Origin of the sequence: Actinoplanes aureus, from assembly GCF_015704865.1 — a bacterium.
Taxonomy (GTDB): domain Bacteria; phylum Actinomycetota; class Actinomycetes; order Mycobacteriales; family Micromonosporaceae; genus Actinoplanes; species Actinoplanes aureus.
Genome location: NZ_JADQTO010000012.1, coordinates 168,970 through 191,854 on the forward strand (window position 1 = coordinate 168,970; position 22,885 = coordinate 191,854).

14 protein-coding genes are annotated in these 22,885 nt (G+C 71.2%); 8 read left to right on the plus strand and 6 right to left on the minus strand.

What is annotated here, in order from left to right:
- Nucleotides 1–28 precede the first annotated feature (28 nt).
- Genes I4J89_RS25345 through I4J89_RS25370 form a run of 6 tightly spaced genes read left to right on the plus strand, consistent with a single transcriptional unit; the run spans nt 29 to nt 6,523 of the window.
- Nucleotides 29–988: an ABC transporter permease gene (locus tag I4J89_RS25345; RefSeq protein WP_196416557.1), complete on the plus strand. Its 960-nt coding sequence runs from the start codon at nt 29–31 to the stop codon at nt 986–988.
- A complete protein-coding gene (locus I4J89_RS25350; protein WP_196416558.1) occupies nt 988–2,913 on the plus strand; it encodes a dipeptide/oligopeptide/nickel ABC transporter permease/ATP-binding protein in 1,926 nt (641 codons plus the stop codon). Before I4J89_RS25345 ends, I4J89_RS25350 begins: the two co-directional genes overlap by 1 nt.
- Entirely contained in the window at nt 2,906–3,928 is a 1,023-nt protein-coding gene (locus tag I4J89_RS25355; RefSeq protein ID WP_196416559.1) for an oligopeptide/dipeptide ABC transporter ATP-binding protein, read from the plus strand. The genes I4J89_RS25350 and I4J89_RS25355 overlap by 8 nt, the downstream gene beginning before the upstream one ends.
- Nucleotides 3,925–4,893 carry a dihydrodipicolinate synthase family protein gene (locus I4J89_RS25360; RefSeq protein WP_230859552.1) on the plus strand — a complete coding sequence of 323 codons (969 nt, stop codon included), beginning with the start codon at nt 3,925–3,927 and terminating at the stop codon, nt 4,891–4,893. The genes I4J89_RS25355 and I4J89_RS25360 overlap by 4 nt, the downstream gene beginning before the upstream one ends.
- Nucleotides 4,890–5,816 (plus strand): ROK family protein, encoded by a 927-nt coding sequence (locus tag I4J89_RS25365; RefSeq protein WP_196416560.1) that lies wholly within the window; start codon nt 4,890–4,892, stop codon nt 5,814–5,816. The genes I4J89_RS25360 and I4J89_RS25365 overlap by 4 nt, the downstream gene beginning before the upstream one ends.
- Nucleotides 5,813–6,523, plus strand: coding sequence for an N-acetylmannosamine-6-phosphate 2-epimerase (locus tag I4J89_RS25370; protein ID WP_196416561.1), 711 nt, complete (start codon nt 5,813–5,815; stop codon nt 6,521–6,523). The genes I4J89_RS25365 and I4J89_RS25370 overlap by 4 nt, the downstream gene beginning before the upstream one ends.
- Here I4J89_RS25370 and I4J89_RS25375 read toward each other — a convergent pair.
- The 3 genes from I4J89_RS25375 to I4J89_RS25385 all read right to left on the minus strand — a co-directional run bounded on the left by I4J89_RS25375 (nt 6,486) and on the right by I4J89_RS25385 (nt 10,090).
- On the minus strand, nt 6,486–7,718 hold the full coding sequence (locus tag I4J89_RS25375) for a PucR family transcriptional regulator (RefSeq protein WP_196416562.1): 1,233 nt from the start codon (nt 7,716–7,718) through the stop codon (nt 6,486–6,488). The two genes, I4J89_RS25370 and I4J89_RS25375, sit on opposite strands and share 38 nt — an antisense overlap.
- Before the next feature lie 36 nt (nt 7,719–7,754).
- On the minus strand, nt 7,755–8,486 hold the full coding sequence (locus I4J89_RS25380; RefSeq protein ID WP_196416563.1) for a CBS domain-containing protein: 732 nt from the start codon (nt 8,484–8,486) through the stop codon (nt 7,755–7,757).
- Between the two features lie 149 nt (nt 8,487–8,635).
- Nucleotides 8,636–10,090, minus strand: coding sequence for an MFS transporter (locus I4J89_RS25385; RefSeq protein WP_196416564.1), 1,455 nt, complete (start codon nt 10,088–10,090; stop codon nt 8,636–8,638).
- Between the two features lie 64 nt (nt 10,091–10,154).
- Here I4J89_RS25385 and I4J89_RS25390 point away from each other — a divergent pair, with 64 nt between their 5' ends.
- Nucleotides 10,155–13,079, plus strand: a complete 2,925-nt coding sequence (locus I4J89_RS25390) for an ATP-binding protein (RefSeq protein WP_230859553.1) — start codon at nt 10,155–10,157, stop codon at nt 13,077–13,079.
- Between the two features lie 13 nt (nt 13,080–13,092).
- Here the strand turns inward: I4J89_RS25390 and I4J89_RS25395 are convergent, their stop codons facing one another.
- Nucleotides 13,093–16,056: an NACHT domain-containing protein gene (locus tag I4J89_RS25395; RefSeq protein WP_196416565.1), complete on the minus strand. Its 2,964-nt coding sequence runs from the start codon at nt 16,054–16,056 to the stop codon at nt 13,093–13,095.
- A 160-nt stretch (nt 16,057–16,216) separates the two neighbouring features.
- Between I4J89_RS25395 and I4J89_RS25400 the strand changes: the two genes are divergently transcribed.
- Nucleotides 16,217–16,681 (plus strand): DUF4262 domain-containing protein, encoded by a 465-nt coding sequence (locus I4J89_RS25400; protein ID WP_196416566.1) that lies wholly within the window; start codon nt 16,217–16,219, stop codon nt 16,679–16,681.
- Here the strand turns inward: I4J89_RS25400 and I4J89_RS25405 are convergent.
- Both I4J89_RS25405 and I4J89_RS25410 read right to left on the minus strand, forming a co-directional pair.
- On the minus strand, nt 16,663–22,194 hold the full coding sequence (locus I4J89_RS25405) for a hypothetical protein (RefSeq protein ID WP_196416567.1): 5,532 nt from the start codon (nt 22,192–22,194) through the stop codon (nt 16,663–16,665). The two genes, I4J89_RS25400 and I4J89_RS25405, sit on opposite strands and share 19 nt — an antisense overlap.
- 52 nt (nt 22,195–22,246) lie before the next feature.
- The gene (locus I4J89_RS25410) at nt 22,247–22,750 is read right to left on the minus strand and encodes a ricin-type beta-trefoil lectin domain protein (protein WP_196416568.1); all 504 of its coding nucleotides are present in this window, start codon (nt 22,748–22,750) and stop codon (nt 22,247–22,249) included.
- Nucleotides 22,751–22,885 lie beyond the last annotated feature (135 nt).

A 22,885-nucleotide genomic window follows, 5' to 3' on the forward strand; every position in this document is an offset into this window, starting at 1 on the left:
CGTGCACCGACACGGAAAGGAGCATCGGGTGGACGCGTTCCTCGGCATCATCCTGCGCCGGCTGGCGGCGCTGATCCCGCTGATGCTCGGCATCATCCTGTTCATCTTCCTGATCATGGCGTTGTCCCCGAACGACGCCGCCCTCTCGGTGCTGGGTGACCAGGCGACCGCCGAGCAGGTCGCCGCGTTCAACCAGGCCAACGGCCTGGACCAGCCACTGCTGGCCCGGTACGCCGACTACCTGTGGGCGCTGCTGCACGGCGACCTGGGCCAGACCTACTCGTTGAGCGCGCCGATCAGCGGCATCATCGGCGACGCCCTGCCGGTCACCCTCCAGCTCACCGCTCTCGGTGTGAGCCTGGCCGTGGTGCTCGCGCTCGCGCTCGGCATCACCGGTGCGCTCTACCGCGATCGGTGGCCGGACCAGGTCACCCGTCTGGTGTCGATGGCGGGCATCTCCATCCCGTCGTTCTGGCTGGCCATCCTGCTGATCCAGCGGCTGTCCACGATCGGCGGCGGAACACTGCCCAGCGGCCACTATGTCGCACCGTCGGAGTCGGCCGGCGACTGGTTCCGGCACCTGATCCTGCCGGCCGTCGCGCTCGCCGTGCCGACCGGCTGCGCGCTGGCCCGGGTGGTGCGTACCTCGATGGTGGAGGAACTGGACCGCGACTACGTGCGCACCGCGGTCGGCGCCGGGTTGCCGCCGATGGTCGTGGTCGGCCGCAACGTGCTGCGCAACGCCCTGCTGACGCCGCTCACCGTCCTCGGCCTGCAGGTCGGCTACCTGATCGGCGGCGCCGTGATCATCGAGGCGATCTTCACCCTGCCCGGGATGGGCACCCAGATCATGAGCGCGGTCCAGCAGAACGACATCGGCCTGGCCCGCGGTCTCGTCATCACCATCGCGCTCGGCTTCGTCGTGGTGAACCTCGTCGTCGACCTGCTGTATCTGGCGGCCAACCCCCGCCTGCGAGGAGCTCACTGATGATCGCCGGATTTCGGCGGCTGCCCCTGCCCGCCAAGCTCTGCCTCGGTTTCCTCCTGTTCGTCGTCGCGGTCGGCGTCGCCGCACCGTGGCTCATCCGCCACGACCCCACCCAGGTCGCCCTTGCCGCACCCTCGACCGGCCCGAACGGCGAGCACTGGTTCGGCGTGGACCGGCTCGGCCGCGACATCTACTCCCGGCTCGTCGCCGGCACCCCGCGCTCGCTGATCGTCGGCTTCGGCTCGGCCGGGCTCGCCCTGCTGGCGGGTGCGTTGCTCGGGTCGATCGCGGCCACCAGCCGCCGCGCCGCCGACGAGACGATCATGCGGCTGCTGGACGTCGTGATGGCGTTCCCGACGATCGTGCTGGCCGCGATCCTGGTCGTCGCCTACGGCAACGACAGCATCACGGTGCTGGTCGGCGCGATCGGCTTCGTCCTGATCCCGCAGATCGCCCGTCTGGTACGAGCCAACGTCGCCGCGCAGTACCAGGAGGACTACGTCGCCGCGGAGCGGGTGATCGGCGCCGGGCGCCGGCACATCCTGACGCGGCACGTGGCCCGCAACTGCGCCGCGCCGATCCTGGTCTACGCCACGATCATGGTGGCCAACGCGATCGTCTTCGAGGCCTCGCTGTCGTTCATCGGCGGTGGTCTGCAGCCGGAGGCCGGTGCCTCGTCGTGGGGCAGCGTGATCGCCTACGGCCAGCAGATGCTCGCCAGCCGGGGATGGTGGGCCACGTTCTTCCCCGGTCTGCTCATCCTGATCACCGTACTGTGCCTCAACATCCTGGCCGAAGGCATCTCGGACGCCTGGGCCGCGCCCGCCGGCCGGCGGCGGGCCGGCACCGGACCGGCCGCGACGGAACTGTCGGACGCCGAGCGCGAGTCGGCGGTCGAGCTGCCCGGCCTGGCGCGGGCCGCGGCACGGCTGGCCGCCACCGCACGCCCGGCGGTCACCCTGCCTCCCCTGCTGTCGGTGCGTGACCTGCGGATCGGCTTCGCCGCCAGCCACCACGGCGTGGACATCGTCGACGGCGTCGGCTTCGACGTGCGGCCCGGCGAGGTGCTCGGACTGATCGGCGAGTCCGGCTGCGGCAAGTCGCTGACCGCACTGACCGTGATGGGCCTGCAGCCGCGCGGCGCACGCATCGGCGACACCATCGAGTTCGCCGGCACCGATCTGCTCACCCTCGGCGCCGCGGAACGGCGCAAGGTGATGGGGCGCCGGATCGCGATGATCTATCAGGACGCGCTTTCCGCGCTCAACCCCTCGATGACGGTACGGGCCCAGCTCAAACAGGTCATCCGGCGCGGCGGCACCCGGACCGCCGATGAGCTGATGAACCTGGTCGGTCTCGACCCGCGCCGCACCCTGTCGTCGTACCCGCACGAGCTGTCGGGCGGCCAGCGGCAGCGCGTGGTGATCGCGATGGCCCTGGCCCGCGACCCCGAGCTGGTGGTCGCCGACGAGCCCACCACCGCCCTCGACGTGACCGTGCAGGCGCAGGTCATCCAGCTGCTGCTGCGGCTGCGGGCCGAGCTCGGCTTCGCCCTGATCCTGGTCTCGCACGACCTGGCCCTGGTCAGCGACGTCTGCGACCGGATCGCCGTGATGTACGGCGGCCGCATCGTCGAGGTGGGCCGGACCGCCGAGGTGCTGGCCGCTCCTACCCACCACTACACCCGCGGGCTGCTCGGCTCGGTGCTGTCGCTGGAGGCGCAGGCACCCCGGCTGGTCCAGATCCGCGGAACCGTGCCGTCACCGGCGGACTTCCCGGCCGGCTGCCGGTTCGCCGACCGCTGTCCCCGAGCCACCCAGATCTGCGCGGAGGAGCGGCCGCCGCTCGCCGATGTCAACGGCCACCTGACGGCCTGCCACCACCCCGCGCGCATCGAGGCCGAGAAGGTTGCCGTCCATGACTGAACAACGCCGGGATCCGCTGGCCGAACTCAGCGGGGTCAGCGTCGAGCACCGCGCCCCGGGCGGGTCCGTCTTCAACCGGGCCCGGGTGCACGCACTCACCGCAGCCGACCTGACCGTGGCACCGGGCGAGACTCTCGGCGTGGTCGGCGAGTCCGGCTGCGGCAAGTCGACCCTGGTCAAGGTGCTGGTCGGCCTGCAACCACCGACCCGCGGCACGGTACGCCTCGCCGGCGAGGACATCTGGTCGCTGAGCACGTCCCGGCGCCGGCGGCACGTCGGCGGCCTGGTCGGCATGGTGTTCCAGGATCCGGCCACGTCGCTGAACCGCCGCCTGAGCGTCGAGCAGATCATCGCCGACCCGCTCGACGTACAGGGCCGGCGCAGCCCGCGGGACCGGCGTGACCGGGTGACCGAGCTGATGGACCTGGTCGGCCTGCCCGCCTCGGCCCGCGAGGCGCTGCCTCCTCAGATGTCCGGCGGCCAGCGGCAACGGGTCGCCATCGCCCGGGCCCTGGCCCTGGAACCGGCCCTGCTCGTCGCCGACGAACCCACCTCGGCGCTGGACGTGTCGGTCCGGGCACAGATCCTCAACCTGCTGCTCGACCTGCGTACGCGTCTCGGGCTCGCCATGGTGTTCGTCTCGCACGACCTGCAGACCGTGCGGCGCGTCTCGGACCGGATCGTCACCATGTACCTCGGCCGGGTCGTGGAGGAGCTGCCCGCCGACCGGATCCGGTACGGGCGTCACCCGTACACCCAGGCGTTGTTCTCCGCGGCACCCGGGTTGCTGAACCCGATGCGCCCGATTCCCCTGACCGGCCCGGTTCCCTCCGCCGTGCGCCCGCCGTCGGGCTGCCCGTTCCGCACCCGGTGCTGGCGGTCCACCGACGTCTGCGCCACCGAGATGCCGCCGTACGCCACCGACGCCGACGGCCGCTTCCGTTGTTTCCACCCGATCACCGACCCATCGGATCTGCCCCGCGCCGGAGCGGATTCCGTACAGGAGCTGACATGACCGCCACCGCCACCGCCCCCACCTCTCCCGACGGTGCCGTCGCACCGATGCTGACCGGCGTGGTGCCTCCGGTGTGTACCCCGCTCACGCCCGACCTCGACGTCGATGTCGACTCGCTGCTGCGGCTGGTCGACTTCCAGCTCGCCGGCGGCGTCGACGGGCTGTTCATCCTCGGCTCCTCCAGCGAGGTCGCCTTCCTGCCGGACGGGCACCGGGCCGTGGTGATCGACGCGGTGCTGCGCCACGTGGCCGGGCAGGTGCCGGTGCTGATCGGGGCGATCGACATGACCACCCTGCGAGTTCTGGACCACGCGCGCCGTGCGGTCCGCGCCGGGTGCGCCGGCATCGTCGCCACCGCGCCGTTCTACACCCGCACCCATCCGGCCGAGGTCGAGCTGCACCTGCGGCGCGTCGCCGAGCAGTGCGAGGCCCCGCTGTACGCCTACGACCTGCCGGTGTCGGTGCACACCAACCTGGACCACGAGATGCTGCTGCGGCTGGCCGCCGAGGGCGTACTCGCCGGGCTCAAGGACTCCACCGGCGACGACGCGGCGCTGCGCGACCTGCTGGTCGCCCGGCGCGACGCCGGACTCACCGCGTTCAGTGTGCTGACCGGCTCGGAACTGACCGTCGACAGCGCCCTGCGGATGGGCGCCGACGGCGTGGTCCCCGGCCTCGGCAACGTGGACCCGCACGGCTATGCGGCCCTCTACCGCCACGCCCGGGCCGGCGACTGGGACCAGGCCGCCCGCGAGCAGGAACGACTGCTGCGGCTGATGCGTATCGTCCGGGCCGCGGCGCCCAGCCGGATGGGTCGCGGATCCTCGGCGCTCGGCGCGTTCAAGACCGCGCTGCGGCTGCGCGGCGTCATCCGGCACGCCGTCACCGCCCCGCCGCAGATCCCGCTCGACGACGCGGAGACCGACTACGTGCGGCGCACCCTGGTCGCCGCGGGGCTGCTGTGACCGGCGCGGTCGCCGCGGTCGACATCGGCGGCACGAAGATCGCCGCGGCACTGGTCACGGACGACGACGTCATCCGCGAGCGGGTTCAGGTCGACACCCCGTCCGGCGCGCCGGCCATTCTGTGCGTCGTCGCCGAGCTCATCGCCGGACTGTGTTCCCGCAGCGGACAGGGCACCGTACGGGCCGTCGGGGTGGGAGCGCCCGGCGTGATCGACAGCACCACCGGCGTGGTGCGCTCGGCGACCGGGATCCTGCCCGGCTGGGCCGGCACCCCGGTCCGCGACGAACTGGCCGGCCGGCTCGGGCTGCCGGTGGCCGTCGCCAACGACGTCCGGGCGGCCGCCCTCGGCGCCGTCCGCGATCCGGCGGTGCGCGACCGCTCCCACCTGCTGCACGTCTCAGTCGGCACCGGTGTCGGGGGAGCACTGGTTCGCCACGGCCGCCTGGTGCCGGGGCCGCACGCGGTGGCCGGCGAGATCGCGCATCTGCTCGTCCCGGACGCCGGTGCACTGCCGTGCGGATGCGGCCGGTACGACCACCTGGAGGCCGCCGTCGCCGGGCCGGCCATCGCCGCCGCGTATGCCCGGGCGACATCGGGTCCGGTGCGGCCGCTCACCGAGGTGGCCGCGCGGATGCGCGCCGGCGACCAGGACGCCGGCACGGCGATCCGGTCGGCGGCGCGCCTGCTGGGCCGGGCTCTCGCCGGCCTGGTGGCGGCGGTCGACGTGGACGCGGTGACCCTCGGCGGTGGGGTGGTGCACGGCATCGCCGAGTTCGCCCCGGCGACCGCCGAGGCCTTCCATACCGAAGCGCTGCCACCGCTGCGCGCGGTGCCGGTCGTCGTTCCCCGCACGGGTACGGACGCCCCGCTGCTGGGTGCCGCCCAACTGGCCCGCGAGATCAGGCAGGAGTCACCGGTATGAAGATCAACCAGTTCGCCGAGGTGATCCGCGGCGGTCTCATCGTGTCCTGCCAGGCCGGACCGGACCATCCGCTGCGGGACTCGCCCACCATCGCCCGGATGGCGCGGGCCGTGGTCCGGGGCGGAGCCACCGCCGTACGGTGCGGGGGAGTGGGCGGCATCGCCGACGTACGCGCCGTCGCCGACGCCGTGCCGGTGCCGGTCATCGGGCTCACCAAGCAGGGCACGACGGGTGTGTTCATCACACCCACCGTCGACGACGCGCTGCGGGTGCTCGCGGCGGGCGCGGCCGTCGTCGCCACCGACGGCACCACCCGCCCACGCCCGGACGGGGCACCACTGAGCCGGACGATCGACGTGGTGCACACCGCCGGTGGCCTGGTCATGGCCGACGTCTCCACGCTGGCCGAGGGCGTCGCGGCGGCCGAGGCCGGCGCCGACCTGATCGCCACCACATTGTCCGGCTACACCCCCCACAGCCCGGCGTCCGCCGGACCCGATCTGGCGCTGGTCGCCGCACTTACGGCCGCGCTGCCGTCGGCGCTGATCGTGGCCGAGGGCCGGTATCACCACCCGGAGCAGGTCCGGGCCGCTCTGGACGCCGGCGCCACCGCCGTGGTGGTGGGCACGGCGATCACCGACCCGGCATGGATCACCAGCACCTTCGCGGTCAGCCGGGGGAGGGCAGTGCCTCCGTCGGCCAGTTGAGCATCTTGGCGCCGCGAACGGCGGCCTGCAGGGTGAAGCGGTGCTCCGGGTCGGCCGGGTCGTAACCGGTCAGCGTCCGCGCCCGGGCCAGGCGGTAGGTGACCGTCCGCACCGACACGTGCAGGAGTTTGGCGGTCTCGGTGGCCACGGCACCAGTGCGGAAGTAGGCGTCGAGAGTGTCCAGCAGCGGCTGCGCCCCGCCGCGCGCCAGGGCGAGCGGGGTCAGCACCGCGGACACCAGGTCGACGATGGCCGGCTGATCGCGGAGCAGCACCCGGTAAACCAGCAGGTCGTGGGCACCCACCACCGGGCCGTCCAGCTTGAGGCGGGCGGCCATGGTCAGGGCCTCGCGGGCCTCCTCGTAGGAGCGGGCGATGCCGTACACCCCGGGATAGGCCCGGCCGACCGCCACCTGCCAGGGCGGGCCATGGCGCAGGCGGCTCAGTTCACCGTGGATCAGCAGGCCCAGGTCGTCGCCGTCGCGGACCGGCGCGGCCCGCTCGGCCTGCGCCGAGCTCGCCGGGGCGAGGACGACGAGCAGGCCGTCCTTGGTGGCCACCAGCACGTCCCGGTCGCCGAGCCGGTCGAAGATCACCGCCTCCAGCGCGCTGATGGCAGCGTCGGTGTCCGGCAGCCGGCGGTTCGGCGCGGCCAGCGCGACCTGGTGCACTCGGGCCAGGTCCAGTCCGAACGGCTCGGCCCGCTCGACCAGCCCGCCCAGGTCGGAGTCGCCGCGCAGGAGATCGTCGATGATCTCCCGGCGCGACGTCTCCTCCCGGCGGATCAGGGCCCGGCGTGACTCGTTGTAGCCCTCGGCCAGCGTGGCGACCGCGTCGTCGATGACGGCGAGCACCGCGGTAGCGGCGGCGCGGACCTCCTCGCGGTCGCGCGAGCGCACGACGGCCGGCAACTCCTGCCACAGGCGCCGCGCGGCGGACAGGTACAGCTGCACCACCCGCCCGGCCGAGATCCCCTGGCGAGCGGCCTGCCGGCCGAGCCGGCCCACCGCCTCGAGCTCGGCGCGCTTCGGCCGGCGGCCGTCGACCGCCGCGTCGGCCAGCAAGGGCAGGTAGTCGCCGAGAAGCTCCACCGGCACGCCGCCGGCGTCCCGGCTGGCGCCCTCGGCGACCTTGGCCAGCCAGGCGCGCTGCTCGGCCGACGGCTGCTCCCGGCGCGCCCGTGCGGAGTCCGACACGCTAGCCCTTCCGTTCCATCAAAAATCCCACCCCCTTCACGGTACGAGGACAGGCTCCGCGCTGCCCTGCCGTAGCGCGACCCACCACGCGTCCGGATCCGCCCGCCCCGCCTTCGGTGCCGCGGCGGACGGCTCGACCCGCAGATCGGCGTCGACGTCGACGACACCGGGCACCGCCCACGCCAGATCCTGGAGCAGAACGGCTGCCGACCGGTCGTTCGTCCGGCCGGTCAGCGTCACCACACCAGCGCGGACGTCGATCCGCACCGCGGCGGCCGCGGCCGCCGCGGCCGGCTCCAGCGCGGCCCGGACGTCGGTGCGGACGGCGTCGTCGGAACGCCCGAAGACCTTGAGCAGGTCCGCGGCGGCGACGACACCCAGCAGCCGCTGCCGGTGGTCCACCACCAGCAGCCGCTTCACACCCGCACGACGCATCTTGCGGCCGGCCTGGGCGAGCGTCGCACCGGGCGCGACCGTGACCGCCGGCGTACTCATCATTTGGTCCGCGGTGGCCCGGCCCCAGCCGAACTCCGGCTCCGCCCGGCGCCACCGTGCCAGCAGACCGCGACGCGGCTCCTCGCGCCACACCATGGCGTTCAGCACATCGGTACGGGTGAGCACGCCGATCACCATGTCGAAGGCGTCCACGACGGCCAGCGCGCTCACATCGTGGGTGGTGATCACGGTGATCACCTCGGCGGGTCGCGCATCGGCGGCGACGGTGAGCATCTGGTTGGTCATCACGTCACGAACGGTCCAGTGCTGCATGATCCTCCTTCCGGGATCGGCGGCGTAGCGGCCGCACCTCAACCGTCGCCGCCGGTGCTCCGGGCGGCCAGGGCGCGCACCGGCCGACAGCACGGCCCGGACGTTGCCGACCGTCGGCAAGGTGCCCGCACCGGATCGGTGCGTCTCCGTCAGCTCCCCGCGGGCGCGGGTGCCGAGGAGTCGCGCAGGCGGCGCGCCACGACGGCCGTGACCAGCACCAGCACCGCGCTCGCGAGCGCGGCCACCCGCATGCCCGCGGTGAACGCGTCCGTGGCCACCAGCCGGTCGGCGGCGGCCGCCGCGGTCAGGGTGTCGCCTGACACGTCGAACGAGCGGAACACCGCCGCGCCGAGGCTGCCCAGCAGCGCGATGCCGAGCGCGCCGCCCAGCTCGGAGCTGGTCTCGCTGAGCGCGGACGCCGCGCCGGCCCGCTCCTGCGGCGCCGCGCCCACGGCGAGGTCGGTGGTCAGCGCCATCGCCGGACCGGTACCGGTGTAGACCAGCACGAAGCCGGCGATCAGCAGGCCGGCCTCCCCGGCGACACCGACCAGCGACACCATCAGGTAGCCGGCGGCGCCCACCGCCAGCGCCGCCGCCAGCACGGGGCCGGCACCGAACCGGCTGCTCAGCCGCGGCGCGACGAGCGACAAGACGACCAGCACGGCGGCCGCCGGCAGCATCCACAAGCCGGCCCGTACCGGCGACAGGCCGGCCACCACCTGCAGATATTGGGTGATGAACAGGTAGACGCCGGCCACCGTACCGATCGCGACGAACTGCACCAGCAGGGCGCCGCGCAGCGCGGGCCGGGCGAACAACGTCAGGTCGAGCAGCGGCGTGGCGAGCCGGCGCTGGCGGCGGACGAAGAGCAGCCCGGCGGCGACGCCCACCACCAGTGCCGCCACCGTGGCGAGGCCCGGCCCGTGCGTCGCGAGCTTCTTGATCCCGTAGACCGCCGGCAGCATCGCCGCCAGGGACAGGGCGACGCTCGGCAGGTCGATCCGGCCCGCCGCCGGATCACGCGCCTCGGGCAGCAGCAGCGGCCCGGCCACCAGCAGCAGGAGCATCACCGGCAGGCCGAGCAGCAGCACCGAGCCCCACCAGAAGTGTTCGAGCAGCAGCCCACCGGCGACCGGGCCGAGCGCGATGCCGGCCGAGAACATGGCCGCCCAGACACCGAACGCCACTCCGCGCTGCCGCGCGTCGCGGAACAACGAGCTGATCAGGCTGAGCGTGGAAGGCATCAGCGTGGCACCGGCGACACCCATCACGGTACGCCCGGCGATCAGCATCTCCGGGCTGCTCGCGTACGCCGAAGCGGTCGACGCCGCACCGAACGCGGCCGCGCCGAACAGCAGCAGCCGGCGCCGGCCGGCCCGGTCGCCGAGAGTGCCCATGGTGACCAGGAATCCCGCGATCATGAAGCCGTAGACGTCGACGATCCAGAGCAGTTCGCTGCCGCTCGGCCGCAGGTCGGTGCTCAGGTGCGGGATCGCCAGGTTGAGCACGGTGATGTCGAGGGCGAGCAGCAGGGTGGGCAGGGCGAGCACGGCGAGGCCGAGCCATTCCCGGGCACCGGCCCGGGGCGAGGCGATCACAGTCATGCGGCCACAGTGGTCCCGGCCACGCACGGTCCACGCACGATCCGCTGCGGGCTAGCCTGGCACCATGCGTTTCGGGGTGCTGGGCCCGCTCGCCGTGTGGGCGGCCGACGGCACACCCGTCAAGGTTCCCGAGGCCAAGGTGCGGGCACTGCTGGCCGCGTTGCTGGTGCGGGCCGGCGACCCGGTGCCGGCCGGCCGGCTGGCCGAGGACCTCTGGGGCGGCGCGCCGCCCGGCAACCCCGCCAACACGTTGCAGACCAAGGTGTCACAGTTGCGCCGGATCGTCGGCCGCGACGCGATCCGGCACGGCGCGGCCGGCTATCACCTCGCGATCGGCCCGGCGGCGCTGGACGCGGCCGAGTTCACCGGCCTGGTGGAGCGGGCCCGGCGTACGCCCGATGCCGCCGGCCGGGCCGAGCTGCTGGGGCGGGCGCTGGACCTGTGGCGGGGACCGGCGTACGCCGAGGTGCGCGACGAGCCGTTCGCCCGCTCGGCGGCGGGCCGGCTCGAGGAGCAACGGCTTCTCGCGTACGAGGAATGGGTCGAGGCCCGGCTGGAACTCGGCGCCCACGCCGCGCTGGCGGGCGAGCTTACCGCCGCGGTCGCGCAGCACCCGTGGCGCGAGCGGCTGCTCGCGGCGCACCTGCGGGCCCTGGCCGGCGCCGGGCGGCAACGCGAGGCGATCGAGACGTTCCTTGCCTTCCGTGGCCGGCTGGCCGACGAACTCGGCGTCGACCCGAGTCCCGAGCTGGAGTCCGCGTACCGGGCTGTGCTCACGCGGGAAAGCGTGCCCACGGTCGCGCCGCGGCTGCCGGCACCGCTCGCCCCGCTGATCGGCCGGGACGCCGACCGCGACCGGGTCCGGGCCGCGCTCGCGCGGGCCCGGCTGGTCACGCTGACCGGTCCGGGCGGTGTCGGCAAGACCCGCCTCGCGCTCGCCGCCGCGCACACCGGTCACCTGGTGGAGCTCGCGGGTCTCCCGCGCGGCGCGCCGGCTTCGGCCGTGACCGAGCGGCTGGCCGCCGTGCTGGGCCTGCGCGACGAGACCCGGGGCCGCTCCGGCGACCCGGCCGATCGGATCGCCGCCGCGTTGACCGGCGCCCGCGCCCTGGTGGTGCTGGACAACGCCGAGCACGTCGTGGACGCCGCCGCGACGGTCGTCTCCCGGCTGCTCGGCGCGGTTGCCGACCTGCGCGTCCTCGCCACCAGCCGGGAACCGCTCGGCGTCGGCGGCGAGGTGGTGTTCCCGGTGGCACCGCTGAGCCCGGACGACGCCGCGGCGCTGTTCGAGACGCGGGCCCGGGCCGCCGATCCGGGCGTGCGCGCCGACCGGCCGGCGGTCGAGGTGATCTGCGCCCGGCTCGACGGCATCCCGTTGGCGATCGAGCTCGCCGCGGCCCGCGTCCGGACACTCGGCGTCACCGAACTGGCCCGCCGGATGGACGACCGGTTCGCGGTGCTCGGCGGCGGGCCACGGGACGCCGCGCACCGGCAGCGCACCCTGCGAGCAGCGGTCGACTGGAGCTGGGACCTGCTCGACGACGACGAACGGGCCATGCTGCGCCGGCTGGCCGTGCATGCCGGCGGCGCCACTCTGGAGGCGGCGGTGGCGGTGTCCGGGCCGCCCGCGTCGCTCGACGTGCTCGCCCGGCTGGTCGACCGGTCGCTCGTCGTCGCGGTCACCGACGACGTCCCGCGCTACCGCCTGCTGGAGACGGTCGCCGCGTACGCCACCGAACGCCTGGCCGAGGCCGGCGAGACGCGGCTGCTGCGGCGCCGCCACGTGGCGTACTACCTCGGGCTCGCCGAACAGGCCCGCCCCCATCTGCACGGGCCGGCCCAGGGCGACTGGCTGCGCCGGCTGGACGCCGAGTCGGCCAACCTGGCCGCGGCTCTGGCAGCCGCCACCGGTGAGGGGGCCGCCCGGCTGCTCGACGCCGCGGCCTGGTGGTGGTTCCTGCGCGGCCGGTACCGCGAGGCCCATCGCGCGTTCGCCGCGGCGCCGTCGCTCGGGCCGGTCCCGGCGTGGCGGGCCGGGTTCGCGCTCTTCACCCAGCAGGATCCCGGGCCGGCCGTCGCGCCGGCCGACGGGCTGCCGGCCTGGTTCCTGGCGCATGCCCAGGCCGCGTTCGGCGACGAGGCGGCCGGTGCGGCGCTCATCGAGCTGGTCATCGCCAGGACCCGGCCCGGGGAGTGGCTGCATGCCGCCGCGCTGACCACCCGCTCGACGGCGGCGCTGTTCGCCGGCGACCTGAGCCGGCTGCGCAAGGACGCCGACGAGGCCCTCGCCACGTTCGAACGACTCGGCGACGCGTGGGGCCGGCTACAGGCGGCCGACAACCTGGCGGCGCTCGCCCAGATCACCGGCGACTATCCCGAGGCGCGCCGGCTGCACCGCGAGGCCGTACGGGCCGCCGAGGCGCTCGACCTGACCACCGACGCGGCACACCACCTGACCGGGCTGGGCCGCGTCGCGATGCTGACCGGCGACCTGGCCGAGGCCGAGGAGCTGCACCAGCGTGCGCTCGCCCTGGCGACCGCGCACGCCAACACGTACGAGCGGCAGTTCGCCGAGCTCGGGCTGGGCCTGGTCGCTCGCCGGGCCGGCCGGTACGCCGACGCCCGCCGCCACCTCGAGGCGTGGCTGGACTGGAACCGGGCCGTTCCGGGCGGCCAGGGCCTCGCGCTGCTCCTGGCCGAGCTGGGCTTCGTCGCCGAGCAGACCGGCAACGCCGGCGAGGCGAAGACCCTGCACGCCGAAGGGCTCGAGGTGGCCCGCGGCACCGGCGATCCGCGCGCCGTCGCGCTCGCCCTCGAGGGACTCGCCGGCGCGGCGGCGCTGGACGGTGATGCCCGGCAGGCGGCCCGGCTGCTCGCTGAGGCGGGGGCGCTGCGTGATGGCGTGGACGCGCCGCTGCCACCCGGCGAGCGCGCCGACGTCGACCGGATCACCGCCCGGATAGCCGCGCTCCGTACCGCCGGCCGTTGACGGTCCCGTCACGCTACGCGGGGTCGAGAAAGTCGAACTCGGCCGACCAGTCACCGAGTGGCGCCCGCCCTTCTTCCTCACGGGCATTCGGGTGGCGGGTCAGGTTGAACACACCCGCGCACCAACCTTTGGCCCAGTCCGGAACATCGACGTGGTTGCGCAGCTCACTCGGCGAGAAAGCCGCGACCATGTCCACCACCGCGGGAGCCGATCGCAAACCGATCGCATGTGCGCGCGTGGCAATCGCTCGGTAGATCACGTGGAGCTCGGCTTCGCGCGACACGATCGACCCCGTCAACGCGAGGCGTCGTGTCGCCTCGAACTCGATGAACGCGAGCCAGAGAAGCAGGGCGCGGTTCACCGGGTGCACCAGCGGAATTCCGGAGCGGTCACCGCCGAAGTCAAGGTATGCGTGCGCCACCCGCAGGATGCCCTCCGAAACGGCTGGACTGAGGGTCGGTCCGGGAAGCCATCGCTCGACGACGGCCAGGTCGGCTTGATCGGTGGCGATGAGGTCAGACCCTCCTCCCAATTGGTTGACCAGTCGCATCCCGACGCCGGGGACGAACTCGCCGCCGACTCGGTGTACGAAGAAGTTCGGAGAGCTGACCAGGCCCATGCTTGCGGCCAGGCGTCGCCGCCCGCTCAAAACCAGCAACGACCGGACGCCATCGTCGAGCCCGAGGTCGTCGGCCAGATGGGTCGCCGCCCAATCCAGGCAGGACTCGACGGCCCGCTGCCAGTCCTCTTCGTACAGCGCGGTTCGTCCGGCCAAGGCGAAACGGCTCCAGCATCGCAGGAGATCGTAGGGGAGGCATCGCCCTTCAGAGATCGCCTGCGTGGCTGATCGGGCGTTGTCGAGCGCTCTGAGGCGCTCGTGAACCGAGCCCAGGAACACCGACCTCGGGTCACGATACAGAGAGAGGAGGGCAATCGATGACTCGTCCAGATCTATCTGGGTCTCATGCCACTGCTCGGACAACCTGGCAAGCGCGTCCTCGGTTATCCGGCGAGGCACCGGCGCCGCGTTGAGGCCTCGCAGGCAAAGTGCGGTGTGCCTGAAGGAAGAGCGGCTGCGGTCCCGCGCGAGCAGGCCCGACAGAACCAGCGACGCACCGCCCGTGACCTTGTCCTCGGCGGCTTGGATGACGATCTCCGGGATGACCGAGCTGGGATCGCGGTGAAAAGCGTTCGCCGTCTCGTCGACCAGCTCCTCTATCGAGCCGGCGTTTCTCGTCATGGCTTCGGCGGTGAAGTATTCCAAGAACGTCCGATGGGTAAAGCTGAACAGCCGCTGGCCGTCTTGATCGCGACCGATGGACGTCAGCAGCCAAGCGCGTTCCGCGCAGAAGTCCAGAAATTCCTGGGCCCGGATGACGGCCGTCACGTCATCGATCGCGGCGGTATCCTGAAAGAATCGCGAAATCAGGGTGCGAACCGCGACCTCACCGATGCCGACGTCCGCCTGGCCGCTGCGATAGAAGAGGAATGCGAGGTCTCTCATCAGGCGCAGACCGTACTCGACATGATCGACTGTCTGCTCGATGTGGCGCATCGAGTCCCATCGCCGGAAGAGTAGGTCGGCACACTCCCGGTACACCTCTCGGCGATTGCGCGGGATCGAGCCGCGTGTTCCGTACAACGTGCAGAGGAGCGAAAGCATGAGTGGGTTGGACTGAATGTCGCTGAGGCTGGCCAGCTCATGAATGAAGTGCACCCGATCCAGAGCCGGGCGTCCGGTGACGGCAAACCATTTCGTCGAGTACTCGTCGACCTGATCTTCCGTGAACTCCCTCAGCTCGTACGTGACGAATTCGGCGTCGAAACGAGATCGACTGTAACCCACACGCCGCGACGTGACGGCGATGCTGGTCAACGGAAATCTCTTCGAGAAAGCCTGAGCGCGGCTCACGAACGTCTGGCGTTGTTGCACGTCCAGCAACTCGTCGATTCCGTCGAATATCACATATCCGCGGCCGACGCTCAGCATGTCCGCAAGGGCCTCGTCGGACACCGTGATCGAGAGGTTGACCTCGAGGTCCCTCTTGATCGCTGCGAGGATGGAAGTGTTTGCCTGGACGGCGTAGTGGCGACAGTGCAGCACCAGAGGAACCAGCGCCTGGGCGCCTTCCTGGAACGCCAGCTGGGAGGTGAGCCGTTTGACCAGCGTCGACTTTCCGACGCCTGGATCGCCGATGACGACGGCCCGCACCGGATTCGTGGCCGGAAGTAACGCCTCGCTGGCCAGGACCGGTTCCGCCGCATTGGACTCGACCACGAGGTGGCGGTCCACGTACAGCGAGTCCCAGTCGATGCTGCGTTGACTCGTGGATTCCAGGAAGTTGACCCTCGTGTGGCTGAGGCTCACCGTCCCACCCGGTTCCCGGAGGATCCGAGTTATGTCACTCACGAGCTGCCGGACTCGTGTGAATCGGTCGTTGTCGCAGCTTACCGCGAGCATGTCTCGTAGATGGGCGGGCATGCTCATGGAGCCGCCCTCTAAAAGTGGGTGCACTGCGGCGAATTGCAACTGCCCGCGATCGTCGAGGCTGAGGTTCGGCAGGAACTCCGGCGGAGGAGCGACAGATTCGAGTGAACGCTTCGACAGGCTCCAGACTACGTCAGCGTAAGAACTCCAATCATCGGGCTCTCCTCTTACGCACCACTTCTGCACCTGCGTTTCGAACTCGTCTCGCGCGCGGTCAGCCAGCTCTTCGTGAATTTCGCCGGTCACCAGGGCAAGGTAATACGCCTGCAATACCGCGATGGCCGGAGGCTTGCCGAGAAACGCCGCGATATTGCGGAGCTGAGCGTCCGTCAGCGCGCCGTCGACGACTTCACCCGTCGGCAGGTAGAGGCCCGCCACCTGCTGCTGCTCGTACCGTTCCTTGTTTGCTTCTTGTAGTAGGGAACCGATGCTGTGTTCAGCAGCCCGACCCGCCAGGCGCGTCAGAACTCCGGATAATATCGCATCCACTGGATTCCACCTAGAACCGGCATAAAAACAGATTGAGGGATATTGTCGTGACTGTTCTGGCCCGGGTCAAGATTTTGATCTTTCGCTAAAGTGTGAGTGGCTGGCGTCCGGGTATGCAGCGGTGGCTGGGACCGACGACGACCGGCGAAAGGTGAGCCTGATGACGGCGGGGCGACAGGACAGCGGGCTTCGGCGGATCGGTGAGACCATTCAGCGTTCCGGGGTGTACCTCGAGTTCGTGCCGCAGCCGACTCCCTTGGAGACCTGCTGGTACACCATCGGCCTGACGGACCACGCTCACCCTGAGCTGATCCTGTTCGGCTTGCCGCCGGACATCTCGCGGCCCGCCCTGCACTCCGTCGCCGCCGACATCATCGCGGGCCGACGGACGTGTGTCGCCGGGCAACATGCCGACGACGTTCTCGAGGGACACCAGGTCCAGTTCGTCGCGGTGAGCGAGCCGGACCGCCACCTTCCCGTCGCCGCGCAGTTCTACGCCCTCACCGGCGCCGCCGTAGATGCGTTGCAGATCGTGTGGCCGGACCGGTACCACCGCTGGCCGTGGCAGCCCGGCACGCGCGTCGACGAGATGCCGGTTCTGGGCAGTCACGTCTCATCGGCCTGACTACGGCCGTCGACGAGCGCCACCGATCGGTGCAGCCGGCGCCGGGCTCGCGCGTCGAGGTGGTCGCCGTCGGCGGCCGCGAGCGCGTCGCGGGCCGGGCGTCGCAGGCCGTCGGAGAGCTCGGCGATGGCCTCGGCGGCCCAGCAGCGGTGGGAAAGACCGACGTGTGCGGTGGTGACCATCTCCCAGAGGACGGCAACCGCCTTGTCCGCCTGCGTGGGATCGAGCCGGCCGAGGGCGGCCCGCGCTCGGCAGCGCAGGTAGGGATGCACCGAGGGCTCCTCGCAGAGATCGGCGAAGACGGAGCGGGCGCAACGCTGACCGGCGGGGTCGCGGTGGCCGGCCAGAGCCTCCGCGGCGGCGAGACGGGGCCGAGGGGGAGTGCCGGGGTCGACCGCGAGAGCGCGCAGCGCGGCACCGGCTCGTGCGCCGGGTTCGCCGGGGAAGCGCAGAAGAACGACCGCGGCATCGACGCGATCGGCGTTCCCGGCTCCGGGCAGCATGAGGAAACGCCCGGTCAGCAGATCCGTGTACGGCCCCGGCCGGACCGCCAGACGCCGCCCGGCGAGGACCCGGAGGTGCCCGGGTACGGCAGCGTCGTCGGCCACCGCGGCGAGGATGTGCTGGGCGGCTGCCGCCTCCTCGCCGCGCCCGAGCAGTGCCGCGGCGGCTTCGATCCTCGGCAGGGTCTCACCGTTCGCGGCGATGTGCCGGAGCGCGGTGACGGCGTCCGCCTGGGCGGCCGGCAGCACTTCGCCGAGCAGATCGTGCAGCCAGACGACTTCCCGCGGCTCTCGCGCGTCGCGCAATCTGCGGCGCAGCGCGGTGACGAGGGCCTCCTTGTGCGGTGGGCCGCCGTCGTTGAGCGTTCGCGCCGCCTGGATGGCGATCGGGCGGTGGACGGCCCGGTCGGCGGCGAGGGCGCACAGCGCCGTGGCCGCGTCGTTCGCGGTGCGGTCGATGGCGAGGAGCGTCTCAGCGACCCGCAGGCGCCACGCCGGCCGGCGATCGCCGAGGTGCGGGCGGAGCACGGATACCACGGTGTCGATGTACTGGGATCCGATCGCGGTGAGTTCCAGCGCGGTGTCGATACGGGTTCCGAGGTCGGTGCGGGGATCAGCGAGCGTGGTCTCCAGCAGGAGAGCCAGGTCGCGCAAGGCTCGAGGGCCGCCGGATCGCCGGATGATCTCTCGTGCCGTGCGCTTGCGGGCTCTGGCCTCGGCCGGGTCGTTGGCGACGGCGCTGAGGAATTGGATCGCGGCGGCACGCTCCGTGATGAAGTCGGTGTAGAGGTGGTTCGCGGCGCCGAGCGGGTCGAGCGGCGGGACAGTCGGCGGCTCCTGTGTGTCGGACGGACGTCTGATCGCGTCGCGCAGCGCGTCGACCGCATGCTTGATGTCGTCCACGTCGTGTCCGATGAGGCGGCGGAGGATCTCCAGGCGGTGTTCCGGGCGGAGGACGGCCGTGCCGAGCCAGCGACGCAGCATTGCCGCGACCGCCGGGTCTTGGTCAGGGCCGAGGAGTGTCGTGAACTGCTCGCGCCAGAGCAGCTCGTCGACCTCCTCCGCGCGCTCCGGAACATGGTCGAGCCGGGGCGGCAGGTCGTCAGGCGACGGATGCACTCGGGAGATCAGGAATACGAGTGCTGAACTTGTGTACGGGTGGCGTTGCTCCAGTGCCCACAGCGCCCACCGCAAGACGATTGCAGGGCGCTCGGGGCAGAACATGAGGGCAGTACAAACGACAAGCTCAGGCTCGTCGCCGTCATCGAAGTCGAGGCCTGCGGCGATCGTGGTGATGAACGTTCGGGCGAAGGCCGTTCGCGTTTCGGGCATCGTGATGGAGGCCAGACCTGTAGCTATCAGGCAGCGCTCCCCGGGCGTGGCGTGTGGTGCCGCCAGCATGCCGAGAAGGTGGGCGCGAGCTCGCTCTAAGCTGTAGCCGTACTTGGCGAGTGTTACGAACGCGTTGGCTCGAACCTTGGTGGCGTTGTAGCCGACTGAACCAATTTGGCCGAGCTCGGCCAGCAGGACGTGCCGGTCGCCCCAGTTGCTCTCCAGCATGCGTCCGAGAGCGTCCGCGCGATCCTGCGGTGTAGTGAAGGGGTCCTCCACGACTTTCGTCAGGACGTGCCGGGCCAGCGTATCCGTACCATGCATCCACGGCACCCAGGCCGCCCGATGTCGGATGATTCCATCGACGGCATCGTCGGCGATAAATTCCCGCAGTGCGGATTCCATCGAAGGCGTCTGAAACGTGGACCTCCGCAATTGACCTATCGCATAGAAGCGCAGTCCGACGTTCAGTCGGCGATCGGTGACCGTCTCGATAATTCGGTTCAGCATGGCCTCACGCAATCGCGGGTCCGCCGCCAGACCGCGGCCGAAGAGCGATAATTGGTCCGCCGGTGTCCTGGCGTCACGGGCATCTTCCCAGCTCAGGCGTATCTCCTCCGCCTCCGCGTGGCCGGGAACGACCCACGAGATGTGACTGACGTGCCGGGCTGAGAACAGGTCCGACTCGTCCGAGGCCAGAAGCGGGACCAGGCGGTCTGCTATGGCGCCGGCCACCGAGGGGGCCACTTCGCCGAGGTTGGAGATCGCCTCGACGAGGTGCTGGCGATGCAGTGGCGGGGTGAGTAGGACCTCGAGAGCAGAGGCGATCGGCCCTCGGTAGGCGATGTCCGCTCCGGCTAAGCTGATTGCCAGCCACGCGTGCCTGATGCTTCCCGGCGGTGACGCGACAACGAGTTCGTGCAGTCGCTCCTGCAGTTCCTGGCGGGACTTTGGGTGCTCGCGAAATCGCCACGACAGTCCAGGTCGGAACCTCGGCTCCATCCACGTCGCCGCCTTGATCACGCGGGGTATCGCGGCATGTCGGACGTCGTCCCCCATCGCGCAGATCAGGTCGAGGAAGCGATGAGGATCGATCAGGTCGGCGGGGAGGCCGTCACATCGGCGTGTCACTTCGGCAACCAGGCGTTGCCGATGCTGACCGCCGACTTCCAGGAGGGCTCGAAAGGCTTCGGACCTGGCTTCCGCGTCCTCGGCGGTATCCGTGAAGATGCTCCAGAGCCGGGCGATTGCATCGTCTGCACCATGCGGCGCCAATGAGATGATCGTCTTACAGATCATGACGGCGTCGTATCCGTCCGCGACGATGGTGGAGAGCGCGTCGCGCATCCGGCCAAGGACCTGTGCGCGCCGGTCACTGTCCGCCTCGACCAGCAGCTCGGCGGCTCTCCGCCGGTCGTAGGACGAGGCGCCGTTGTCGGCCACCGCGGATTCCAGCAGGTTCAGGATCTCCGGCGTAGCCTCACCCTCGGTCTGTAGGAGCGAGGAAGCGATCTCGATCTGGTCGCCCAGATCCAGGGCACCATTGCCGAGCATGTGCCGCAGGGCCGCCACCACCGCTTCGCTCCGCCCACCGGCGAGCTCGTGCAGCGCGTTGGCGGCCAGCATCCGCGTCGTCTGGTGCGGATCGTCGTCGAAAAGCCGCCTGATCCGCCGCACCATGTCGGGCCGCGCGCCAGGCTCGCGTTCGGCGAGTATCTGAGCGATCAGGACTTCCTGTTGTGGCTGCCCGGCACTCGCAGCCAAGCGTTCGTACAGCCAGGAACTGAGCCGGCCACTCGGAGGCAGGCTCCGCAGCAGGCGCTTGTCGTCGCGGTGGCCGATCACACCCACGCCCAGGGACGTTCGTCCGAGTTCCACCAGGCACCGGTCGAGCTGAGGTTCCGACACGTCGGTGCCCTCGCCGACGAGGCGTACTGCCAGCAGGCGATGCTCTCGAAGGGCGGTCAGCAACCAGTCCAGCAGGCCGCTGGGGTCGTGGTTGTGGGTCCAGCTGATGAGCACGCGCATGGCAACCGGGTCCTGCCCGGCGACCGCCCGATCTATCCAGCGCTGCCACGTTCCGTTCTCCGGGTCGAACTCCGCGCTCAACTCGCGCGCGTGAACCCGGGCCGCGAGGTGCTCGGCGAAGCTCAGGTGGATGAAGTCCAGGCCGGAACTGCGGGCGACGACCGCGCCGGTGGTGATCAGGGCATCGAGGACATCGGTGTCCCAGTCGGGCGGTGGTGCCTCGGCGACCTCCGGAATCAGCTGCCGGAGCCGGTCCAGCGCAACGGGCAGGAGCGGATCACGGCTGCTCACCCGTACCGTTGCCATGCTCTCCAGAAGGTCGTCGAGGTGACGGTAGAGGCCGTTGGCGATCACCTCACCGTGTGGCTCCTCTTCGAGCGCGGCCAGGAGCGCGGAGCGGGCGTCCGTGCGACGGCTGCGGCCGGCCTGCCGGAGCCGGGCCAGTGACAGGTCGTACAGGTCGTATCGACTCCGGGGGAGGCGGTGCCGCGGGTCACGCTGGTACACGCTGATGGCGATCGTCGCCATCAGCGGGACCGCGGCAAGGTCCGCCATTCCGGAAGCGGAGATCTCGGTCAGGAAACCGGTGATGCGGTCCTCGTCGGCCTCGCCCTCGTCGTCGGTGAACCAGCGGCGGGTGAACTCGCGAAGCGAGGCCGCGTCGAACGGCATGAGCGTGTAATGGCCGACTTCCGGATTGCCGAGTACGGACGTGGCATGGCCGACGAGCGGCCGGCTGGTGATCAGGAAGCGGTAGGCGGCGTCACCGGTACGTGCGGCCAGCATGTCCAGCACCGCATCCCGCTCGGCACCGGGCACCTCGTCGATGCCGTCGACGACGATCATCCACGGAACGCCGTCCACAGCGTCGTCGAGCAGCTCCACCGGCAGCTCACCGCGGAACAGCGCCGCCAGCTCGAGCCGGGCCGCGCTGGCGATCTTCTCGGTCCAGCTGAGCCCGATCGCACCCGCCAGGCCGCGGGCCGAGACCAGCAGCGGCAGCAGTGGTGTGCCGGTCAGCTCCAGGGCGTCCGGCGTTCCGTCCAGCCAAGCTGCGGCGAGCTGCCGGCACACCTGGCGTGCGGTGGTCGACTTGCCCGTGCCGGGTCCGCCCTCCAGATAGAGGTGCCGGTGCCGGTCGAACGCCTTGGCGAAGGTACGGCGTACCGCGATGGTGTGCGGCTCCTGCTCGATCGGCAGGAACAGGTCCCGCTTCCGCTTGCGGAACTCCTGCCGGGGCCGCTCCCGTGGCTGTTCCACCCGCTGCCGGACGTAGATGGTGGACACCTCCGTACGACGCTCGCCGAGCAGCGGGTTCGACGCCGTGTCGCAGGCGCGTTCAGTCGAGATCAACAGCTGGCGCAGCGGATCGTCGATCCGGCGTGGGCCCCACGCGGTCGTCACTTCGACGACGCTGCCCGGCCTCGCCGCCGGTGCCACCTGCCGGCTCGCGCGCTGGACCTGAGCGATCGCGACGACGGCCACGCTGAGACTGCTGATGCCGACGAAGAGGCTCAGTACGCTGGCGAGCTGGTCGGCTTCGTCGAGACCGAGGCGCCACAGCAGTGCGGCCAGGGTGCCGAAGGCCGCGACCGACACCGCCGACGCGAACGTGATGATCCAGCGACGCGTGCGACGCGACACAGGCATCTGTCCATCATGGCAAGCGCGTCCACCTCATCTGCCCCGCGCGACCACGTCCTCAGCCGTGCATGAACCAGAGCGACCGGGTGTCGGGGTAGCCGTTCAGGCCGACCACGCTCGATCCGGGGACGATCCGCAGGAAGCCGCCCGTGTTGGCGCTCTGCAGATTGTTGCTGTTGTACCACCGCCACCGGAACCCGGCGTTCGCGCCGTCGCAGGCCGGCGAACTGACCACCCGGAAGTAGTCGAACTGCATGAGGCAGTACTTGGTGGCCTCGTTCTTGATCACGGCGTATCCCGGGTACGCGTCGAGATACTGGAACTGCCACCGCTGCGGACCATTACAGCCCGTGAAGACGTAGACGTTGGTGCTGTAGTCGGTGGCCATACACGAACCGACGTATCCGCTCTTCAGATACCACCAGCCCGACCAGGTGTCGGCGTGCGCCGGAGCGGCGCCGGCCGTGACCACGCCCGCGCTCGCCGCCACCATGGCCACGATCTGGGCCGCGAGCCGCCGGGTCCGATGCCGCAGTGCTGATTGCCTCGGTACGAATCTCATCGTCATACCTACCCCCGTAGAGACTCCTACCAATACACGCCTCATCCGGCCGGATTGTCAACAATCGACGTCGCGGGGGGGGGGGGCGCGAACGCCACGCCCCGCGGCGGGCACCCACCGCCCGAATGGGGAGGG